The 20,446-nt window shown below is 73.0% G+C and carries 12 protein-coding genes; 8 read left to right on the top strand and 4 right to left on the bottom strand.

The window, feature by feature from the left end:
- The first annotated feature begins 1,311 nt into the window (after positions 1-1,311).
- Positions 1,312-2,652 (top strand): CDP-glycerol glycerophosphotransferase family protein, encoded by a 1,341-nt coding sequence (locus tag KRR39_RS17465; protein ID WP_216938754.1) that lies wholly within the window; start codon positions 1,312-1,314, stop codon positions 2,650-2,652.
- A gap of 6 nt (positions 2,653-2,658) precedes the next feature.
- Here the strand turns inward: KRR39_RS17465 and KRR39_RS17460 are convergent, their stop codons facing one another.
- Positions 2,659-4,047, bottom strand: a complete 1,389-nt coding sequence (locus tag KRR39_RS17460; protein ID WP_216938753.1) for a glycoside hydrolase family 16 protein — start codon at positions 4,045-4,047, stop codon at positions 2,659-2,661.
- A 229-nt stretch (positions 4,048-4,276) separates the two neighbouring features.
- Here KRR39_RS17460 and KRR39_RS17455 point away from each other — a divergent pair, with 229 nt between their 5' ends.
- From KRR39_RS17455 to KRR39_RS17445, 3 genes are read left to right on the top strand one after another with little or no spacing between them, the layout of a single operon-like run.
- On the top strand, positions 4,277-7,456 hold the full coding sequence (locus KRR39_RS17455; RefSeq protein ID WP_216938752.1) for a glycosyltransferase: 3,180 nt from the start codon (positions 4,277-4,279) through the stop codon (positions 7,454-7,456).
- A 35-nt stretch (positions 7,457-7,491) separates the two neighbouring features.
- Positions 7,492-8,562 (top strand): GNAT family N-acetyltransferase, encoded by a 1,071-nt coding sequence (locus tag KRR39_RS17450; RefSeq protein WP_216938751.1) that lies wholly within the window; start codon positions 7,492-7,494, stop codon positions 8,560-8,562.
- A 43-nt stretch (positions 8,563-8,605) separates the two neighbouring features.
- Entirely contained in the window at positions 8,606-11,173 is a 2,568-nt protein-coding gene (locus KRR39_RS17445) for a glycosyltransferase (protein ID WP_216938750.1), read from the top strand.
- A gap of 6 nt (positions 11,174-11,179) precedes the next feature.
- On the opposite strand, the gene KRR39_RS17440 is transcribed toward KRR39_RS17445, so the two are convergent.
- Entirely contained in the window at positions 11,180-12,418 is a 1,239-nt protein-coding gene (locus KRR39_RS17440; RefSeq protein ID WP_302053507.1) for an acyltransferase family protein, read from the bottom strand.
- Between KRR39_RS17440 and KRR39_RS17435 the strand changes: the two genes are divergently transcribed.
- The 3 genes from KRR39_RS17435 to KRR39_RS17425 are packed head-to-tail and all read left to right on the top strand — an operon-like array spanning position 12,387 to position 17,354.
- Positions 12,387-15,599, top strand: a complete 3,213-nt coding sequence (locus KRR39_RS17435) for a bifunctional glycosyltransferase/CDP-glycerol:glycerophosphate glycerophosphotransferase (protein WP_216938748.1) — start codon at positions 12,387-12,389, stop codon at positions 15,597-15,599. The two genes, KRR39_RS17440 and KRR39_RS17435, sit on opposite strands and share 32 nt — an antisense overlap.
- Positions 15,596-16,339, top strand: a complete 744-nt coding sequence (locus KRR39_RS17430) for a class I SAM-dependent methyltransferase (protein ID WP_216938747.1) — start codon at positions 15,596-15,598, stop codon at positions 16,337-16,339. Before KRR39_RS17435 ends, KRR39_RS17430 begins: the two co-directional genes overlap by 4 nt.
- Before the next feature lie 4 nt (positions 16,340-16,343).
- The gene (locus KRR39_RS17425) at positions 16,344-17,354 is read left to right on the top strand and encodes a sulfotransferase family 2 domain-containing protein (RefSeq protein WP_216938746.1); all 1,011 of its coding nucleotides are present in this window, start codon (positions 16,344-16,346) and stop codon (positions 17,352-17,354) included.
- Here the strand turns inward: KRR39_RS17425 and KRR39_RS17420 are convergent.
- Positions 17,341-19,209 (bottom strand): glycosyltransferase, encoded by a 1,869-nt coding sequence (locus KRR39_RS17420; RefSeq protein WP_216938745.1) that lies wholly within the window; start codon positions 19,207-19,209, stop codon positions 17,341-17,343. The two genes, KRR39_RS17425 and KRR39_RS17420, sit on opposite strands and share 14 nt — an antisense overlap.
- A gap of 62 nt (positions 19,210-19,271) precedes the next feature.
- Complete coding sequence (locus KRR39_RS25095) at positions 19,272-19,946, bottom strand: NADH-quinone oxidoreductase subunit D-related protein (RefSeq protein WP_254185226.1); 675 nt, start codon at positions 19,944-19,946, stop codon at positions 19,272-19,274.
- Between the two features lie 71 nt (positions 19,947-20,017).
- Here KRR39_RS25095 and KRR39_RS25090 point away from each other — a divergent pair, with 71 nt between their 5' ends.
- Positions 20,018-20,227 (top strand): hypothetical protein, encoded by a 210-nt coding sequence (locus tag KRR39_RS25090; RefSeq protein ID WP_254185225.1) that lies wholly within the window; start codon positions 20,018-20,020, stop codon positions 20,225-20,227.
- Positions 20,228-20,446: the final 219 nt, after the last annotated feature.

The following is a 20,446-nucleotide window of genomic DNA, read 5'->3' as shown; positions in this document are numbered from 1 at the left end:
TCGTCGGGGAGTGGTTCACCAAGGTGTTCCGGCTGGACCTGATGCCCTACTTCAAGGCCGCGCTGACCGCGGACGAGTCCTACTGGACGGTGCTCACCACGGCGACCGCCTGGCTGGTCGAGCACGCCCCGGCCGCCACCTGGGACTCCCTGGAGCTGCGCTTCCGGGTCGCCGCCCGGCTGGCCGCCCGCCGCGACCGCGACGCGCTCACCCGGCTGTTCGCCGTGCAGCAGCTCGACACCTCCAACTTCCCCTCGGTGCTGCGCGACGGCCACCTGGTCGCGGACGTCGACCTGGGGCTGCCGCCCGGCCCGGAGACCGACGAGATGCTCCGGCTCGCCGCGGTCGACCTGCCCGCCTCGGCCCAGCTCGACGACGTCAGCTGGTCCGAGGGCCGCGTCACGCTGCGCGGGACCGCCTTCGTGCGGCACCTGCCGCCGGCGCGCTACGACGTGAGCACCACCCTGCACGTGCTGCCTCCCCCCTGGTCGGACGCCGGGCAGGTCGACGTACCCGCGGTGCAGGAGGACAGCGTCGAGGCCAACCGGTTCGCCCGGCGGGTCTTCGAGGACCACCGCGGCTCGGGCTTCGCCGCCACCCTCGACGTACGCCGCCTGGTGCGCGCCTCGGACCCGCGCCGGCCGACGACCTGGCGGGTGTCGGTGGACGTCGACGCCGCGGGAGTGCAGGGCGGTGGCTTCTTCGCGCACCGCAACGACGTGGGCACCTCCCGTGCCGTGCACGCGCAGGTGGTCGACGACGCGCTCGTCGTGGACTCCTGGCACCGCCGCCTGGGCTGGCAGGTGACCGTGCACGCGCGGCACGCCGCGGTGCTCGCCGCCGACGTCGTCGACGGGCGGCTGCGGCTGCGGGTGCACGTCGGGGCCGCCGGCGCGCCGGTCGCCGTGCTGCGCGAGGACCGGCCGCTCGCGACCCGGGTGACCGGGGACCCCGCCAGCCCGCGGTCGCACGACCTGGAGGTCGCGCTGGCCGACCTGGCCGGGCCGCTGCCCGCCCCGCTGCGCCTGGACTGCGGGGAGGACCGGCCGCTGACCCTGGTCGCCGCGTTCGACCTGGACGGGCTCCGCCTCGGCGAGGGCGCCGACCTCGGCGCCGCCACCGACCGCGCCCTGCTGCTCACCCCCCGCGTGCCGCACGTGGTCCTCGACGAGCTCGAGCCGGGACCGTCGGCGCTGCGGGTCACCGGCCGGGCCGTCGACGTCGGCTCCTTCCACGCTCCGGCTCGCCGGCAGCCGCGCGAACGGCAGCGTCTGCGAGGTCGCGGTCACCGAGGGCCGGTTCAGCGCCGAGGTGCCGACCACCTTCGACTTCTGGGACCGGGCGACCTCGCCTCTCTGGCGCGACCTGTACGCCCTCGAGGCCCGGTCGGCCGACCAGGAGGTCCCGGTCCGCGCCGCCCGCACCCTGGTCCCGCCGGGCCAGCGGCACGGCTGGCGGGTGCGGGTCTCGGCGCAGGGCGGCCTGGCGCTCCGACGGGTCAAGGACGTCGACCCCGACCCGTCGAGCTCGTACGGCCGCCAACTGCTGCGCGCCACGGTCTACGCCGACGCGCTGCGCGCCCCGCGCAGCGACGCCGTGGTCCTCGAGAGCTTCGGTGGCGCCGGCACCGACGGCGACCCCGGCGCCCTCGCCCGGGCGCTGCTGGCCCACGACCCGGACCGCGAGGTGGTCTGGAGCGTCGCGGACGCCGCGATCCCGGCGCCCGCGGGCTGCCGCGCGGTCGTGCAGGGCACCGCGGCCTGGTTCGACGCGGTGGGCCGTGCCGGGACCCTGGTCACCAACGGCACCTTCCCGCGCTGGTTCGCCAAGGCCGAGGACCAGGTGCTGGTGCAGACCTGGCGGGGCACCGCGCTGCGCCGGCTCGGTCCGGACGTCAACGACCCGCGCGTGCTCGACGAGGACGACGAGCTGCTGGAGGAGCAGTCCCGGCAGTGGGACCTGCTGGTCACGCCCAACGCGTTCACCTCGGCGGTGCTCACCAAGGCCCTCGGCTACCCGGGGCCGGTCGCCGAGATCGGCTCACCGCGCAACGACCGGCTGCTCGCCGACCCCGACGGGGCGCTGCGGACCGCGGTCCGCCGGCGGCTGGGCGTGCCCGACGGCCGGCGGGTGGTGCTCTACGCCCCGACCTGGCGGGAGAACGCCCGGGCCCGGGGGCACCACGAGAAGGTGCTGGTGGCCGACCCGGCCGACCTGGCCGCCCGGCTCGGGGACACCGTGGTGCTGGTCCGCGGCCACCCGAACACCGCCGCGTCGGCGTCCGTCTCCGGCCCGGGGGTGGTCGACGTGACGACGTACCCGGACCTCGCGGAGCTGTTCCTGGCCGCCGACGTGCTGGTCAGCGACCACTCGGCGGTGCTGTTCGACTTCGTGCTGACCGACAAGCCGGTCGTCCTGCTGGCCCCGGACCTCGAGGAGTACCAGTCCGGCGACCGCGGTCTGTACGTCGACCTGCTGGCCGACCCGCCGGGCCCGGTCGTCAGCACCCTGGAACAGCTGGTGCCGGCCCTCGAGGCGGGGGATGCCCACGCCGAGGACCGGCACCGGATGCGAGAGACCTACGGGGAGCTCGAGGACGGCGGTGCGACCCGCCGCCTCCTCGAGCTGTTGTTCCCCGCAGCCCGTGACTGAGCGGTCCTAGCGCTGCCAGACGCGCGCCCAGTCGACCTTCATGGTCGGCGGGTACTTCTTGTTGAAGTCCTTGAGCTCCCAGTCCGAGCTCAGCAGGCTGAGCACGAGGAACTCGTTGGTGTGGGACAGCGCCCGGGTGGAGTGGTACAGCTGGCGGCCGTCGACGAAGAAGGTGTAGCTCTGCGGGGTCCAGTTGACCGAGAACACGTGGTAGGCCTTCCACCAGGTGTCCCCGTGGGCGAGCAGCTTCTGCGCACCGGGCGAGATGCCACCGGACTTGACGTCCTTCTTGGCGGAGTTGCGGTAGTAGAGGTAGTTGCCCAGACCGCCGCCGGTGTAGCCCTTGCCGAAGAACTCCGCGATGTCGATCTCCGCGCCGGCCACGCTCGGGCGTCCCGGGTAGGAGGCGTAGGTCGGGGACTGCAGCCAGAACCCGCCGTGCTGACCGCGACGGGTCGGGAACTTGATCCGCGCGGCGGCCGTGCCGTAGGTGAACCGGTAGCTGCCCTCGGTGGAGACCTGGCTGTTCAGGAAGCGGCCGGGGCGGGCCGGGTCGGGCTTGACGCGCAGGTTCAGCGTGCCGCCGCTGACCGAGACCATCCGGCGGTCGGCGCGCGACTTGAGGCGGGAGGGCAGGTACTTGCCCTCGTTGCGGTAGTTCCAGACGTGGGTGTTCAGCGACGAGCCGTTGAACTCCTCGTCGAACATCAGCCGCCAGTCGTTGGTGGCTGTCGTAGTGGCGACCGCGGGTGCGCCGTACCGGGCGGCGGCGGTGGCCCTGATCGTCTGACCGGCGCCGAGGGTGACCTTGTAGGCGGCGGTGCCGTCCGCGCCCTCCTTGGCGGTGCCCGAGCCGATCAGCGAGCCGTTGACGAAGCGCTGGAAGGTGACGACGCGGCCGGGACGGGCCGGGCTGAACTTGGCGAGCACCGAGTTGTACGCGCCGGACGCGCGGAACGCGCCGGTGCCCCGCTGGGACACCTGGGGAAGCACCGAGATGGCGCCGGACTGGCCGACCGGGCGGGCGACCCGCTTGGTGCTGGTGGAGGCGCCGTACGTCTTGCCCTTGTAGCGGTAGGCCGGAGCCGCCACCGCGTAGGTGGTCGGCGCGGCGACCTTCATGCCGGCGAAGCGGTAGGTGCCGCTGCTGGTGGTGTAGCCCTTCATCGCGGTGCGCCAGGCGCCGCCGCTGTAGACCTTGAGGACCACCGGACGCTTGAAGCGCGTCGACACCTTGCCGGTCGCGGCGAACGACTCGCCGGCCACCGGGGCGGTCGGGCTCAGCACGAAGGACGTGCTTGCGAAGGCGGGCGTGGCGGGCGTGACGAGGCTGAGTCCGGCGGCCGCGACTGCGACGGCGGCGGCGGAGGCCAGGAAGGAACGTGCTCGATTCATGCGGCCAGAGTAAAAGGTTAATTGCCCTGTGGTACCTGAAACGCAAAGATTTCTTTGTGGTGGGTGGTACCGGTGGGGCTCCAGGTGACCGCTTCCGGATGCGGTGGAGGCCTCCGGCGTATACCCTGAGGCGTCGTGCCCGACCGATTCGACCGGATCTACCCGGCCCAGGCGACATGGGCTCGAGCGGCTGCCACGGGGGGCACCGATGATCGGGGGAGTTTCTCTGATGTTCGTCCAGCAGATGATCGCGAGTTCCCGCGGTGCCGCGCGCCGCGTGCTCGACGCGACCCGTCGTGCGGACGACTCTAGCGACCAGGTCCCCGACACCTCCGCGCAACAGGCCGACGACGAGCAAAGAATTCTCGCGTCCCCGCTGTTCGACGCCGGCTGGTACGCCGGGGCCGCGGGCTGCAGCACCGTCCCCGCCGAGGCCGCCCGGCACTACCTGCGGCACGGTGCCCGCCGGGGGCTCTGGCCGCACCCGCTGTTCGTGCCGCACCACGTCGCGGTGCGCGCCCCCGAGGCCGTCGGTGACGCCGACCCGCTGGTCGCCTACCTGGAGAAGCGGCTCTTCAAGCTCTCCCCGCACCCGCTGTTCGACCTCAAGGGCTACGTGCGCGCGCACCCCGAGTCCCGGCGGCACCCGAGCGGCCCGCTGGGGCACTACGTCGAGCACGGCGCGGCCCAGGGCCTGGCGCCCAACCCCTGGTACACCCCGACCCCGGAGGAGCCCCGCGGGCTCACCGACTGGTCGGCGGCCCGGTGGCACGAGTGGGCCGCGCGCAAGAGGCTGGTCCCCCGGCTGCGCACCGGCCGGCTCCCCGCCTCGCACGCCGCGGACCTGCCCGCCCCCGAGACCGGGGGACCGCCGCCCCGCGTCAGCGTGGTCGTGGAGTCCGTCCGCGGCGTGGACACGCTGGCCCGCACGCTGCGCTCGGTCGTCGACCAGGTCGACGTACGCCTGGAGATCGTGGTGGTCACCGACGGCCTGGTCCCCGACCTGGACGCCCGGCTGGCGCCGCTGCCCGACCACGTCTCGCTGGTCGTGGTGCGCCACGAGGGCTCGCGCGCCTCGACCGGCCTGAACCTCGCGCTCGAGCAGCTCACCGGCGACCTGGTCGCGTTCGTCGCCGCCGGGGAGTCCTGGGAGCCCGGCCGGTTACGCCGGCTGGCCGCCGCCTGCCGCGACGGCCGGGGGGTCGCCTACGACTCGATGCTCGTGCACCGCCCCGAGAAGCCCCCCGTGTACGCCGCGGCGACCCTCCCTTCGGGCACCCCGCCCGTCACGATCGCCACCGTCGAGCTGACCCGGCTGGTGCTGGCCCGCGCGGTCCTCGACGAGGTCGGCGGCTTCGACGAGACGCTGCGCGGGGGCTGGGAGGCGGACTTCACCATCCGGCTGCTGAGCCGCCACGAGGCCACCCACGTCACCAGGGTGGGCGTCGAGCGGGACGTCGAGGTGGTCGCCGAGGCGCGCCGGCTCGACCCGCCGGAGCAGCCGGTCCCCGACCACTCCACGGTCCCGACCTGGAGCGACGTCGCCTTCAACCGCTACGCCATCGACTGGGAGCGCCTCGAGCAGCGTCCGTCCGCCCCGGACGTGGTCTCCGTGGTGATCCCGACCCACGACGACTGGCGGATGACCCGCGGCAGCGTGCTCACCGTGCTGGCCTCCGAGCTGCCCGCGGGGATGTCCCTGGAGTGCGTCGTCCTCGACAACGGCTCGGACGCGGCGACCGCGCAGATGCTGGACTCCCTCGCCGCCCGCCACGAGGGCGTGCGGGTCGTGCACGCGCCGACCAACTTCGGCTACGCGGTCGGCAACAACCTGGCCGTGGGCGAGGTCACCGGCGACACCGTGGTGTTCCTCAACAACGACACCAAGGTCGACCCGGGCTGGCTGCGCCCGCTCGTCGCCCAGCTCGCGGACCCGGGCGTGCAGGCCGTGCAGTCCCTGCTGCTCTACCCCTCGGGCACGATCCAGTCCGCCGGGGTGGTCTTCCCCGACTGCGGCGGCGTGCCCTACGCCTTCCTGGCCGGCTTCCCCGTCGAGGACGCCGCCGGGCTCGAGCGCGAGTCCTTCTCCGCGCTGACCGGCGCCTCGCTGGCGATGCGCTTCCAGGACGTGGTCGCCCTGCGCGGCTTCGACCCGCTGTTCCGCAACGGCATGGAGGACGTCGACCTCTGCCTGCGGCTGGCCCGGCTCCGCCCGGGGCGCTGCGTGGTCGAGCCGGGCTCCCGGGTCACCCACCTGGAGTCCCGCACGGCCGGCCGCTTCGACAAGGTCGTGATGAACCGGCGGCTGTTCCTGGACCGCTGGGACGAGGCCGCCCCGCGCGACGACTCCGCGATCTGGGTGGGCCGCGGCTTCGACGTGGTGGACCACGTGGTCCGCACGGTGATCAGCGAGGACCGCCGGCTGTGCACCCCCGAGCCGGTGCTGGTCCGCTCCCGGGCCCTGGTCACCCAGCACCCGCCGCGGCTGCGCTGGGCGCTGAAGAACCCCGCGACGCAGGGCCCGTGGGGCGACGCGTGGGGCGACACGCACTTCGCCCGCTGCCTCGCCGCCGCGCTGCGCGAGCTCGGGCAGGACGTCGTGACGGACCGCGGGTCGGAGTTCTACCGGAGCACCGGCTACCTCGACGACGTGGTCCTCACGATCCGCGGCCGGACCGAGTTCCAGCCGTCGTACGGCCAGGTCAACCTCGCCTGGGTGATCTCGCACCCGGAGATGCTGTCCTGGCAGGAGGCCACCTCCTACGACCGGGTGCTGGCCGCCAGCGAGTCCTGGTCCAAGAAGATGTCCGAGCGCTGGGGCATGCACATCGACCCGTTGATGCAGGCCACCGACCCGGTGCTGTTCCACCCCGACCGTGCGGTCGCGGACTCGGGCCCGGAGGTGCTGTTCGTCGGCAACTCCCGCGGCAAGCGGCGACCGATGGTCGAGGACGCGATGGCCGCCGGACTCCCGCTCTCGGTCTACGGCACCTGCTGGGAGGAGTTCCTGTCGCCCGGGGTGCTGCGCGGCGAGTTCGTGCCGAACACCGACCTCGGCGCGATGTACGCCTCGGCCGGGGTGGTGCTCAACGACCACTGGGACGACATGCGGGCGGACGGGTTCCTGTCCAACCGGCTGTTCGACGCCGCGGCCAGCGGCGCCCGGGTGGTCACCGACGACGTCACCGGCCTGAACCACCTGTTCGGCTCGTCGGTGCAGGTGGCCCGGAACGCCACGGAGCTCGCCGCCCTGGTGAACGCCCCCGACCGGGACGAGATCTTCGGCAGCCTCGACGAGCGCCGCCGGGTGGCGGCCCTCGTGCACCGGGAGCACTCCTTCCTCACCCGCGCCCGGGTGCTGCTCGACGCCGCGCTCGCGGTGCGGGCCGAGCAGGAGCGCAGGCGCTGACCCGCCGGGCAGCCGACTGCGACACAATGACCGGCGTGACTCCCCCCCGTGACGAGGACCAGCCGACCCGCGACCTGAGCGCCGAGCTCCCCGACGGCTGGACCGCGTCCACACCGGGCCCCGACGACGCCGCCGAGCTGACCGCGCTGCTGCGCCGCCACGAGGCCTTCGGCCGCGGCTGGGCCGGCGCCTCGGAGGAGGACCTGCTGATCGACATCTCCCCGCAGGACGACCTGACCCGGGAGAACGTGGTCCTGCGGGGTCCGGAGGGCACGATCATCGGCTGGTCCAGCGCCCACGACCGGGCCGCGGGCCGGATGCTCCTGGTCACCGTCGTGGACCGCCGGCTCGACGACGAGACGGCCGACCGGGTCGCTGCGTGGCTGTTCTCCTGGGCCGAGCGGGTCGCCGAGGTCGTCGGGCGGCGGCGCGGGCTGGACGTGCAGCAGATCGACAGCGGCGCCTTCGCCGAGGACGACCGGCAGCACCGCTGGCTGGAGCGGGCCGGGTTCACCCAGGTCCGCACCTGGTGGCAGATGACCCGTCCGGTCGAGCCGGGCGAGGCCGACCTGGACGCGGAGGCCAAGCCGGGTGTCCGGATCCGGCCCGTCGAGCGGCAGGGCACCGGGATGCCGGACGAGGACGACCTGCGCACGGTCCACGAGATCCTCGAGAGCGCCTTCGCCGACCACTTCAACTCCCACGCGGAGACCTTCGACGAGTTCGTCTCACGGCTGCGCGAGGACCCCGGCCACCGGTGGGACCACTGGTGGATCGCCGAGCTGGTCGACGACGACGGCCCGCCGGAGCCCGCCGGGGCCCTGGTGGGCGCCGTCTCGCCGGGCGCGGGGGACGCACCGGCCGGCAGCTACGTGGAGTACATCGGCGTCCTGCAGAACGCCCGCGGCCGCGGGGTGGCCAAGTCCCTGCTGAACACCGTCGTCGCCGACGCCGCCTCCCGCGGCCGGGACCGGGTGGGCCTGGAGGTCGACGCGGACTCACCGACCGGGGCGGACGGGCTCTACGTCTCGATGGGCTGGACCACGAAGTACGTCACCGAGTCGTGGCACCGGGACGTTCCGGTCCAACCTGTACCAGGACGGTAGTCTTAGCCGCCGTCCACCCCTGCGGATGTTCTCGAGGAGATCGATGCAACCCCCTTCCCCGCGTGCCCTGCGCGAGCGTGTCTCGAACCGCGCGGCCGGCCTGCTGAGGCGGCCGACCGCCCCGAACGCGGCCCCCGCGCCGGCCACCCCGGTCGCCGCGCCCGCCGCACCCAAGACGCCGGCCGAGCCGCCGCACGAGGGCACGCTCCTCGAGGGGCTGCTGCGCGGAGACGACCTGACCACCTCGGTGCTCACCCAGGTGCGCGAGTGGGTCGCCGACGGGGACGTCGAGTCGGCGGTCAGCCTCACCGAGTCGCTGCGCCGCCACGGGCAGAGCCGCGAGGTCGGTGACCTCGCCAGCGGCGTGCTCGCCTTCCACCGCGGCCTGCTGGAGCTGGCCTGGGCCCGGTTCACCGCGCTGCCGCGGGCCGCCTGGGCGACGTACGCCCCGGAGGAGTACACCCGCTGCGGGCTGGAGACGGCCCGGCAGCAGACCGTCGAGGAGCTGCGCGACGTCGCGACCCACGAGCCTGCCGTGATCAGCCTGCGGGACTGGGTGACGATCGTCGGCGTGGTCTTCGGCGCGGGCGAGCACGCGCTGGCCGGCGAGCTCTTCGACGTGGTCGAGGCGACCGCCGCGCAGCTCCCGGCCGACGCCGACCGCGTCGAGCGCAACCGCGCCTGGCTCGAGCCCTGGGTCCGCGCCGGGATCGACCGGACCGCCCCGCGCGGCGAGCGGCCGGCCTTCGCGGTCGTCGACTACGGGCACCCCGGGATGAACCGCGGCTCGGCCAACATCGGCGACCACGTGCAGAGCATCGCCTCCCTCGGTCACCTCGTCCGGCACCGGTCGGTGCGGCTGCACGGGGAGGACGACCTCGTCGCCCTGCTCGACCGGCTCGGCGAGCGCACCCGGCCGGCGCTGCGCCTGGACGGCGTGGACGCCGACGTCGACGTGATGACGATCCACCGCGACGCGTCGATGTACCAGGAGATCCCGGAGGGCACCTGGACCCTCTGCTTCGGGTGGTTCATGCACCCGCTGTTCAAGATGCGCTACGGCTTCCCGCTGCACTCGGCGCTCCGCCCGCTGTTCGTGTCCTTCCACTGCAACAAGCGCGAGCTGCTCACCGACGACGCGATCGCCTACCTCAAGCGCTACGGCCCGGTCGGCTGCCGTGACTGGACCACGGTCTACCTGCTGCTGTCGGCCGGCGTCCCGGCGTTCTTCTCCGGCTGCATGACCACCACGGTCAGCACGGTGTTCCCCGAGACCGACGAGCGGCCCGACGCCTCCGCCCCCGTGGGGTACGTCGACGTGCTCGACGGCTCGGTGCCCGCCGGCGCCCCGACGTTCCACCACTCCGACCGCGCCGTGCGCCGCCGCTCGTTCCTGGAGAACTGCGACGACGCGGTGGACCGGCTCGAGACCTACCGCCGCGACCTGTCCAAGGTGGTCACCAGCCGGCTGCACGCCTACCTGCCGCTGCGCTCGCTCGGGGTCCCGGTGGACTTCAAGCCCGCCAACATGTCCGACATCCGGTTCGACGGGCTCGCCGGGATCACCGACGAGGCGTTCTCCTCGATGCGGGACGGCATCATCGCGCTGCTCCAGGAGACGTTCACGCTGATCCTGTCCGGCGCGAGCGAGGACGAGGTCTACGGCCGCTGGCGCGAGCTGACCGCCGGCAAGGTGGCCGAGGCCGAGGCCCGGCTGCACGCGCCGGCCGGCACCCGCACCGCCCCGCCGCGGCTCGACCAGGCCGTCGCGGCCGCGGTCGCCGAGACCGTGCACGTGGCCCCGGCCACCCCCCGCCACGCCGGTGACGAGGTGAACTGCGCGGTCTTCGTGACCAAGTCCGACGTGCGCCGCCTCTCGGCGCTGGTGCGCTCGCTGGCCACCAACTCCTCGCGGCCGCTGCACGTGTGGCTGCTGGGTCGGCCCAAGGCGGAGCGGACCCGGCTCACGCTCGCGCGGGCGTTCCCCGAGGTGACGTTCAGCTGGGTGCGCACCGGCGGGCTCGACGCCGCGGTGCACCCGCCCGTGCGCACCGCCAACTCGGTGGCCCGGCTGGTGCTTCCCGACCTGCTGCCGGGCGTGCAGCGGGTCGTGGTGCTGCCCGCGGAGACCGTCGTCGACGGTGACGTCGCGGAGCTGGCCGCGCTCGACCTCGACGGGCACGCGTTCGCGTCCGCCCGCTCGCGGTCCAACCAGTCGAGCGGCTTCCAGATGCTCCACTGGGCGGCCGCGCGGCTGCGTGACCGGACGGCGCTGTCCTCCGAGCTGCGGCGCACGGCGCACGCCCGGCACGCCTTCGACTTCGACGCGTTCGGCACCGACCTGCTGGTCGTCGACCTCGCCGAGTCCCGTCGCCAGCAGCCGCCCGCCGAGGCGGTCGCGCTGATGGCGGACTTCCGGATGAACGCCACCGAGGTGCTGCACTACCTGGCCGGCCCGGACCACGCCGAGATCCCCGACCGGTGGCAGCACGTCCCCAGCGAGGACGCGGTGACCGACTCGGTGCTCGTGCACTGGACCGGCATCACCAAGCCCTGGGGTCGCCGGGTCGTCCCCGAGCAGGAGCGCTGGCGCGCCTACGCCGGGAAGTAGCGCGCCTCAGCGCACCGTCAGGTTCTCCAGCGAGCGGTCCACCGCACGGCGCAGCGGCCGGGCGGCGGGCCGCTCGACGAACCGGTGGATGACGAACGCCAGGGCGAAGCTGGTGAGCGTGGCGATCGCCAGCACGACGTAGCTCTGCAGGTGCGTCTGCAGGGTCTCGATCAGGAAGAACCCGACCTGGCCGTGCACCAGGTAGAGCGGGTAGGTCAGGGCGCCGGCGAGCGTCAGCCACTTCCACCGGATCCGGGACAGCGGTCCGTGCGAGCACGCCAGCACGGCCAGCACCATCACGGTCACGGCGACCGCCGTCACCAGCGGCCGCACCGGCGCGCCGGTGAGCGCGGAGGCGCGCTCGGCGTACGCCGTGGCCTGCTGCACGCTCAGCACCCAGGTGAACCCCAGACCGAGCCAGCACGAAAGGTTCAGCAGGTCGGTGGAGAGCAGGAACAGCACGATGCCGACCGCGAAGTACGGGGCGTACGTCGACATCAGCACCGTCGCGACGAACGACGCGTGGTTGTTCTCCGCCACCTGCCCGAGCACCGGCCAGATGACCGCGAACGCCAGGAGACGCTGCCGGTTCATGCCGACCAGCATGAAGATGCCGATCAGCACGTAGAAGCGCAGCTCGACCCAGAGCGTCCAGAACGCGCCCTGGACGTCGGTCAGCCCGAACGCCGACTGCACCATCGTCAGGTTGCCCAGCGCCTCCATCGAAGTCGGTTCCCGGCCGCCGTGCCAGAACTGCTGCAGCGCGAAGGTCAGCAGGATCGCCACCCAGTAGGCGGGGTAGAGCCGGGCCACCCGGGAGGCCACGAAGGACTGCACGGTCCGGTCGTAGGCGGTCATCAGGATCACGAAGCCGCTGATGATGAAGAACAGCTCGACGCCGAGGTAGCCGTAGCGGCTCAGCTGGTGCAGCGACGGGAACTCCACCATCGGGCTGGCGCCCCAGTAGTCCCGGTTGATGCCGGTGTAGTGGTAGGCCAGCACGCTGAACGCAGCCAGGAGCCGGAGCCCGTCGAGCGCAGCGAGCCTGGGTGCGCCCGGCCTGCCGGACGTGGGTGCGACGTCGATGGTGCGTACCTGCCGTTTCGCGCGAGTGTTTTGGTGAAGGTTAGAGTGTCTCGACCACCTTGGCCGACACGGGGACGACCGGGCGCCCGGGCGCGCCGGACCGGCCCCCCGAAGGAGACTGTCGCTGATGGAGCTGTCGGTCAGGCGCCTCAAACGCACCCGCCCGGCCCAGTTCGTGAAACGCGTGGTGCTGCGACGCGGGGGGCCGACGCTGCCGCGGCTCAGCGTGGTCGTGCCCTTCCACGACGCCGCCGGCACCCTCGACGCCTGCCTGGCCAGCCTCCTCGCGCAGACCCACCCGCAGCTCGAGATCGTGCTCGTCGACGACGGCTCGACCGATGGCTCGGCGGAGATCGCCCGGCGGCACGCCGACGCGGACCGGCGGGTCCGGGTGGTCACCCAGCCGCACCTCGGGGTGGGCGCGGCCCGCAACGCCGGCGTCGCCCGGGCCACCGGACGGCACCTCGCGTTCTGCGACGCGGACGACACCGTGCTGATGACGGCCTACGAGCGCCTCGGCGGTGCGCTGCGGGAGAGCGGCTCGGACCTCAGCATCGGCTCGGTCACCCTCCAGCAGCAGGGCCAGCACCAGGAGCCGACCTGGGCCAAGCGGTCGAACGCCCAGCGCCGGATCGGGGTGCGCGTCGACGACCACCCCGAGATCATGGCCAACCTGATGCCCGGGACGAGGGTCTTCCGCCGCGCCTTCTGGGACGAGCAGGGGCTGGCGTTCGCCACCGAGGGGGACCACTCCGACATCGTCACGATCGTCGACGCGATGCTCCGGGCCGACCGCGTGGACATCCTGCCCTCGGTGGTCTACCGCTGGGGCTGGCGCGAGGACAACCGCTCGCTGTGGCAGCAGGGCCTGCAGGACCGCGGCCGGGTCGCGGACCGGGTCGCGCAGATCTGCACCGCGGGCGAGCTGGTGGTGGCCACGGCCAGCGAGCCGGTGCAGCGGGCGTACTTCGCCGAGGTGCTGCACACCACCGTCCCGGACCTGGTCCGCGCCGCGATCACCCGCGACGACGGCTACTGGGAGGCCCTCGGCGCCGAGCTGCGCCGGCTCCTGGACCTGGTCTCCGCGGAGACGTTCCCGGCCGTCCCGGCCGAGGACCGGATCATCGCGTGGCTGTGCGCGCACGACGAGCGGGCCGCCGCGGAGAGCTTCCTGGAGTACGCCTTCGACAACCAGAACGGCTACCCGCACCGGATGGTGGGCGCCCGCCCGCACCTCACGCTGCCCTTCATCGACGCGCTCGCCGAGGCCTCCGACGAGCTCACCGGGGTCGCGGACAGCGAGCTGCGCTACCGGACCCGGCTGCTGGTGGTGCGCTGGCCGAGGCCCGACGTGCTGCACCTCGAGGGCGCGGCGTTCCTGGAGTACCTCGACGACGCCTACGCCCCGAGCGAGGTGACGGTCGTGCTGCGCGACCCGGCGTCCGGGCGGACCTGGCGGGTGCCGACCACCCCGACCCCCGAGCCGAACGTCAACCAGTGGTCGCAGCGCGCCCACGAGGACCACAGCGGCGGCGCGTTCAGCTGCGACGTCGACATCAGCACGCTGCCCACCCCCGAGGGCCGCGTCCCGGTCGTGCTCGAGGTGCAGGCCGAGCTGCGGATCGGTGCGCACCAGCGCACCGCCGGGTTCCACAGCCGGGCGGTCAACGTGAACGCCGGCCTGCTGGAGACCTCCACCGTCGGCGGGACCACCGTCGAGCCGCGGTGGGCCCAGCACGACGGGCTGAGCATCGAGCTGCGGCCCTCCTCGCGCGCCGACCTCCGTCCGCCCGCGCCGACCGGGCCGGTCCGGGTCGCCGAGGTGACCGCGTCCGGCGGCGTGGTCCGGCTGTCGGGCAGCACCGACCGGGACGTGGAGATCGCGCTGGTCGGGCCCCGCTCGCGCACCGCCTGGCGCCCGGCCTCCCGCACGGGTGAGGCCTTCGAGGTCGAGCTGGACCTGTTCGGCGACGAGTGGGGCGTGGGCCGTACGTCGCTCCCCGCCGACCGCTACGACGTGCTGGCCCGCACCGCCGACGGCCGGACGCTCGACGTCGCGCCCGAGCGGTCGCTGTGGCGCCGGCTGCCGCTGTACGTCGAGGACTCGCACCTGCACGTCGTGCCGCACGTGTCGCTGGAGGGCGCGCTGGCCCTGCGGGTGGTGCCCGCCGAGTGGCGGACCAGCCGGCCGCCGTACATGCGCCGCCGGCTGCGCGACGAGACCTACCCCGAGGCGCGCACCCAGCCGCTGCTCGACGTGGTGCTGTTCGAGACGTTCGCCGGCAAGGCCGCGGGCGACAACCCGGGTGCGCTGTGCCGCGAGCTGGCCGGCCGCCACGAGGACCTCGAGCTGGTCTTCAGCGTGATGGACTACTCCGTGGAGGTGCCCGAGGGTGCCCGCCCGGTGATCCGGTTCTCGCGGGAGTACTTCGAGCTGCTCGGCCGCGCGCGGTACCTGCTGGTCAACGCCTCGCTGCCGTACTTCTTCCGCAAGCGGGAGGGCCAGCTGTACTTCCAGACCTGGCACGGCAGCCCGCTCAAGCGGATCGCGCACGACCGGCCGCACCTGGACTTCTTCAACTGGCACCACCGCCGCCAGCTGCTGATCGCGCGCGACGGCTGGGACTACCTGCTCAGCCAGAGCGAGTTCTGCACCCGCTCGCTGTCCAGCGCGTTCCGGTACGACGGTCCGGTGATGGAGCTCGGCTACCCCCGCAACGACGTGATGCTGGCCGACGACGCCGCCGACCGGCGCCGCAGCACCCGGGAGGCGCTGGGGATCGGGGAGCACCAGCAGGTCGTGCTGTACGCCCCCACCTGGCGGGACAACCTGCGGGTGGGCCGGGTCTTCGACAAGGTGCTCTACCTCGACCCGCACCAGGTCGTGGAGCAGCTCGACGACGCCGTCGTGCTGGTCCGGGGGCACTACAACTCGGTGCGCGCCGCCGAGGACGTCGACCCGGACCGCCGGGTCATCGACGTCACCCGCTACCCCGACATCGCCGACCTGTACGTCGCAGCCGACGCCCTGGTCACGGACTACTCGTCGGTGTTCTTCGACTTCGTGCTGACCGACAAGCCGATGATCTTCCTGGCGCCCGACCTCGCGGAGTACCGCGACGACAACCGGGGCTTCTACCTCGACTACCACGACACGGTTCCGGGACCGGTCTGCCTGACCACCGAGGAGGTGGTCGCCGCGCTGCGCGGGCCCGACGGGTTCGCCGAGCGGCGCGAGACCTTCCGGGCCGAGTTCGCCCCGCACGACGACGGCAAGGCCTCGGCGCGCGTCGTCGACGCAATCCTCGGCGTGCACCCCTACCGCAGCGAGGCGCCATGACGTTCGACGAGACCGCGGTCCGGGCCCTGGCCCAGGCACCCACCCGCATGGACCTCTGGGTCGACTTCGTGCAGCAGCAGTCGATCCGCACCGTCGTGGAGGTCGGCGTCTACCGGGGTGCCTTCGCCCAGCGGATGCTCGACGACTGCCCGGGGATCGAGCGCTACTACCTGGTCGACCCGTGGCGGCACCTCGACGACTGGAACAAGCCCGCCAACCGCAAGGATGCCGCCTTCGAGCGGTTCCACGCCGAGACCCTCGAGCGGACCGCCGCGCACGCGGACCGCCGGGTGGTGCTGCGCGGCAAGACGCTCGAGGTCGTGGACCGGATCCCGGACGCCTCCCTGGACCTCGCCTACGTCGACGGCGACCACACGCTGCGCGGGGTCACTGTCGACCTGGTCAGCCTCTACCCGAAGATCCGCGAGGGCGGGTTCCTGGCCGGCGACGACTTCTGCCGGACGATCTTCCAGCACGACCGGACGTTCGAGCCCACCCTCGTCTTCCCGTTCGCGGTGTACTTCGCCGAGGCGGTCGGGGCCCGCATCTACGCCCTGCCGCACCGGCAGTTCCTCATGCAGAAGGTCACCGGGGGCGAGCACGCCTTCGTGGACCTCGCCGGCGGCTACCGCGCCCGCACCCTGGGAGACCAGCTCGCCCGACGCACGGAGCCGGCGACCGCGCCGGCCCCCACGCTGCTCAGCCGGATCGCCGGCCGGGCCCGACGACCGAGAGGCTGACCCGATGCAGCGCACCGGACTGCCCCCGAACAAGACCGCGACGTACGTGATGCGGCGGTGGAAGACCGTCTACGTGTCGGTCCCCAAGGCCGCCTGCACGAGCCTCAAGTGGCTGGTCGCGGACCTCCAGGAGGAGGACCCCGAGCACTTCTACGAGACGCCCAGCGCGGAGACCTCGCGCTCGATGACCATCCACCACCGGTCCCGGTGGCAGCGCACCCCGATGCTGCACGAGCTCGACGACGAGGAGCTGGCGCAGATCACCGCGGAGAACGGCTGGTTCGTCTTCGCCGTCGTCCGGCACCCCGCCGCCCGGCTGTGGTCGGGCTGGCAGTCGAAGTTCCTGCTGCACGAGCCGCACTTCGCCAAGCACTTCCCCGAGGCGACCTGGCCGCGGATCCCGACCTCCACCAGCGACGTGGTCGAGGACTTCCACACGTTCGTGCGGAGCCTCGCGGCCGACCCGACGGCGCCGATCTTCCACGACCGGCACTTCCGCTCCCAGTCCCGGCTGCTCCGCCCCGACCGGGTGCCCTACAGCCGGGTCTACCAGACCGCCGAGTTCGGCGAGCTGATGAGCGACCTCGAGGCCCACCTGAAGCCGCTGGGCCTGGAGCGGATGCCGGTCCTGCGGCGCAGCAACGAGACGCCTCTGGCGCCGGTCGAGGCGCTGTTCACCCCCGAGGTGGTCGACGTGGTCGGGCGGCACTACGCGGCCGACTTCGAGCAGTTCGGCTACCCCGAGGTCGTACCCAGGGGACTGGCTTCCTCGGAGTACTCCGGCGCCGAGCTGGCCGAGATCGGCCGGCTCGCGGAGCGCGGCGAGCGGATCGGGGACCTCTACCGGCTGCTGCTCGAGTCGCACGCCCGTCAGCGCGCGACGATCCGGGAGCTGCGGACCCGGCTCCGCGCCCGGCCGCCCGCGGTCCCGGCCCAGCGCAGCACGCTGCAGCGGGTGCGCGGCCGGGCCGGCCGGATCGTCCGCCGGGCGCTTCCCGGGGTCAGCGGAGGCTGAGGCGTACGGCGCCGTCGGCGGTGTAGCCCACCTCGACGCCGTCGTCGTCCCCGGCCGGGCGGGAGAGCTGCGTCTCCCAGGAGCTGTTCTGCCAGACGAGCCGCAGCCGCAGCCGCACGTCGTCGAGCCGCTCGTCCCCGAAGGCGTCCTTGAGCGGGACCTCCGCGGACACCGTGAACCCGTCGGCGGACCGGGTGGCCGTCACCGGCAGGTCGACGCTGTACCCGCTCGCTGCGTGCACCGCGGTCAGCGTGATCTCGGCGTCGTCCAGGGAGGACTGCTTGCTGCGGCCGGTGACGTGCAGCTCGCCGGCGAAGCGGAGCACCGCGTCGCGGGTCGCGTGCGCCGGCAGGGGCCGGCGGGACAGCCGACCGCGCAGGCCCGGCTCCGCGGTCTCCAGGCGGGTCACGTCGAGCCGGACGTCCTCGAGGTGGGTGCGCAGCGGCGCGAGCTCGACGACCTGCTCGAGCACCTGGCGCCACTCGTCGAGGAACCGGCCGTGCCCGTGGTGGCGGGCCTTCTCCCGGGCCGCCTCGCTCATCCGCGCGACGAGCTCCGGGGAGGTGAGCATGGTGACGATCCGGTCGGCCATCTGCCGGACCCCGCCGGCCGGCACGAGGAAGCCGTCGACGCCCTCGCTGATCTGCTCGCGGGGGCCGTACTTGATGTCGTAGCTGATCACCGGGCAACCGTGGCTGAGGCTCTCCAGCGTGGACAGCGGGTAGCCCTCGAACAGGCTGGTCATCAGGAACGCGCTGGAGCTCCAGAGCGCGTCCCGGGCCCGCGGGTCGTGCCCGTGCAGGGTGACCGAGTCGGAGACGCCGTGCTTGGCGGCGACCTGCTCGAGCACCGACAGCTGGCTGCCGGCGCCGTAGATGTCCAGCCGTGCCTCGGGCACCCGCTGGGCGGCCAGGGCGAAGGCCCGGATCGCGTGCCCGAGGCGCTTCTGCTTCTCGAGCCGGGCCACCACGGTGACCCGGTGCGGGTCGCGGGGCGGCAGGTCCGGCGCCCGGTCGGGCATGTCCACCGGGTTGGGCACGACGAACAGGTTGGTGGTCCGGCCGCGGCGCTGCGCGATGTCGTCCTGCTGGCGGGCGGTCAGCGTCACGAACGCGTCGACGTCGTCGACCTTGCCGACCAGCCGTCCGTAGATGTCGGACAGCTCCGAGCTCCACAGCCGCGGGGGAGCGACGTGGATGTTGTGCAGGACGTAGACCACGTGCACGTTCTTGGCCCGCATCGGCACCAGGTGCTGCACGCTGAACCGCGAGTCGACGAACACGAAGGTCCGCTCGTCGCCGCTGAGGTGCCGGACGAACCGCTTGAACCACTGGCCGACCGACTTGAACTCGCCGAGCACCGCGCCGTCCGGCCCGACCCGCTGGATCGAGCTCGGCCACGTCTCCGGCTCCTTGAACACGAAGCTCGGCAGGCGGAGGTACGTCGACCCGTCCGCGCGGTGGTAGTCGAAGACCGAGCCCTTCGAGGGGTCGGAGCGGTAGACCGTGCGGAACGGCGTGCCGTCGGGGAAGAACTCCTGGGTCGCGGTGTGCGCGGAGAGGTCGGGCAGCTGCTCGCCGCCCGGCTCCTCGTCCTCCCAGGGGTTGTTCCGGTAGTGCTCGTAGATGTTCGGCGTGCTGATCTCCGGCAGCAGCAGCCCGCGCTCGAGCAGCATCGCCCGCCGCTCGGGCAGGTCGGTGCGGGCGTTGAAGGTGGCCACCACGGGCTTGACCCCGCCCTCGGTGACGAAGATCCGGTTGCGCATCAGCATCGCGCGCGTCTGACCGCCGGCATCCGGGCTCAGGTCGATGGGGCAGCTCAGGTAGCGGCCCGTGGGCAGCTCAGTCGACGGCACGGGCAGACCCTATCGGTCCCCGGGTGGTCGAGCCCGGTGCCGGGGGTCGGACCGGTCGGGACTCACTTGTCGATGTCCCCGACCACGAAGAACATCGAGCCCAGGATCGCGACCATGTCCGCCACGAGACAGCCCTCCAGCACCTCGGGCAGGACCGCGATGTTGTTGAACGAGGCGCTGCGCAGCTTCATCCGCCAGGGGGTCTTCTCCCCGCGCGAGACCAGGTAGTAGCCGTTGATGCCGAGCGGGTTCTCCGTCCAGCAGTACGTCGCCCCCTCGGGCACCTTGAGGATCTTCGGCAGCCGGACGTTCACCGGCCCCCGCTCCAGGGAGCGCAGCCGGTCGACGCACGCCTCGGCCACGTCCAGGGACACCTTCACCTGGTCCAGCAGCAGCCCGAACCGGGAGTAGCAGTCGCCGTCCTCGCGGACCGCGACCTGCAGCGACCCGTCGGCCAGCAGCGCGTCGTAGGCGAGGTAGGGCTCGTCGCGGCGCAGGTCGAAGTCCACGCCGGACGCCCGGGCGATCGGGCCGCTGACGCCGTACGCGTCGACCAGGGCCGGCGAGAGCACCCCGACGCCGCGGGTGCGGGCCTGGAAGATCTCGTTGCCGAAGATCAGGTCCTCGATCTGGGAGAGCCGGTTGCCGACCGCCGTGACCGCGTCGGCGACCCGGTCCAGCCAGCCCGCCGGCAGGTCCTCCTTGAGGCCGCCCACCCGGTTGAACATGTAGTGCATCCGGCCCCCCGGAGACCTCCTCCATCACGGCCTGGATCGTCTCGCGCTCGCGGAAGGCGTAGAAGATCGGCGTGATCGCGCCGAGCTCGATGGGGTACGAGCCGAGGAACATCAGGTGGTTGAGCACCCGGTTCAGCTCGGCCAGCAGGGTGCGCGTCCAGGTGGCCCGCTCGGGCACCTCCATGCCGAGCATCCGCTCGACCGCCAGCACCACGCCGAGCTCGGAGGAGAACGCCGAGAGCCAGTCGTGCCGGTTGGCCAGCACGATGATCTGCCGGTAGTCGCGGACCTCGAAGAGCTTCTCGACGCCGCGGTGCATGTAGCCGACGATCGGCTCGCAGTCGACGATCCGCTCGCCGTCGAGGGTGAGCCGCAACCGGAGCACGCCGTGCGTGGCCGGGTGCTGGGGCCCGATGTTCAGGACCATGTCCTGGGTGGCGAGCCCGCTGGTGCCGCCGCGCTCGTGCCCGGACAGCCCGGCCGCACCGGCACCGATGCCG

The organism is Nocardioides panacis (assembly GCF_019039255.1).
Taxonomy (GTDB): Bacteria; Actinomycetota; Actinomycetes; order Propionibacteriales; family Nocardioidaceae; genus Nocardioides_B; species Nocardioides_B panacis.
This window is presented reverse-complemented; position numbering and strand designations above follow the sequence as displayed.

Coding starts and splice junctions, on each gene's coding strand:
- KRR39_RS17460 (WP_216938753.1), bottom strand. CDS start 4,047: ATGAATCGAGCACGTTCCTTCCTGGCCTCCGCCGCCGCCGTCGCAGTC.
- KRR39_RS17455 (WP_216938752.1), top strand. CDS start 4,277: ATGTTCGTCCAGCAGATGATCGCGAGTTCCCGCGGTGCCGCGCGCCGC.
- KRR39_RS17445 (WP_216938750.1), top strand. CDS start 8,606: ATGCAACCCCCTTCCCCGCGTGCCCTGCGCGAGCGTGTCTCGAACCGC.
- KRR39_RS17435 (WP_216938748.1), top strand. CDS start 12,387: ATGGAGCTGTCGGTCAGGCGCCTCAAACGCACCCGCCCGGCCCAGTTC.
- KRR39_RS17430 (WP_216938747.1), top strand. CDS start 15,596: ATGACGTTCGACGAGACCGCGGTCCGGGCCCTGGCCCAGGCACCCACC.
- KRR39_RS17425 (WP_216938746.1), top strand. CDS start 16,344: ATGCAGCGCACCGGACTGCCCCCGAACAAGACCGCGACGTACGTGATG.
- KRR39_RS25095 (WP_254185226.1), bottom strand. CDS start 19,946: ATGCACTACATGTTCAACCGGGTGGGCGGCCTCAAGGAGGACCTGCCG.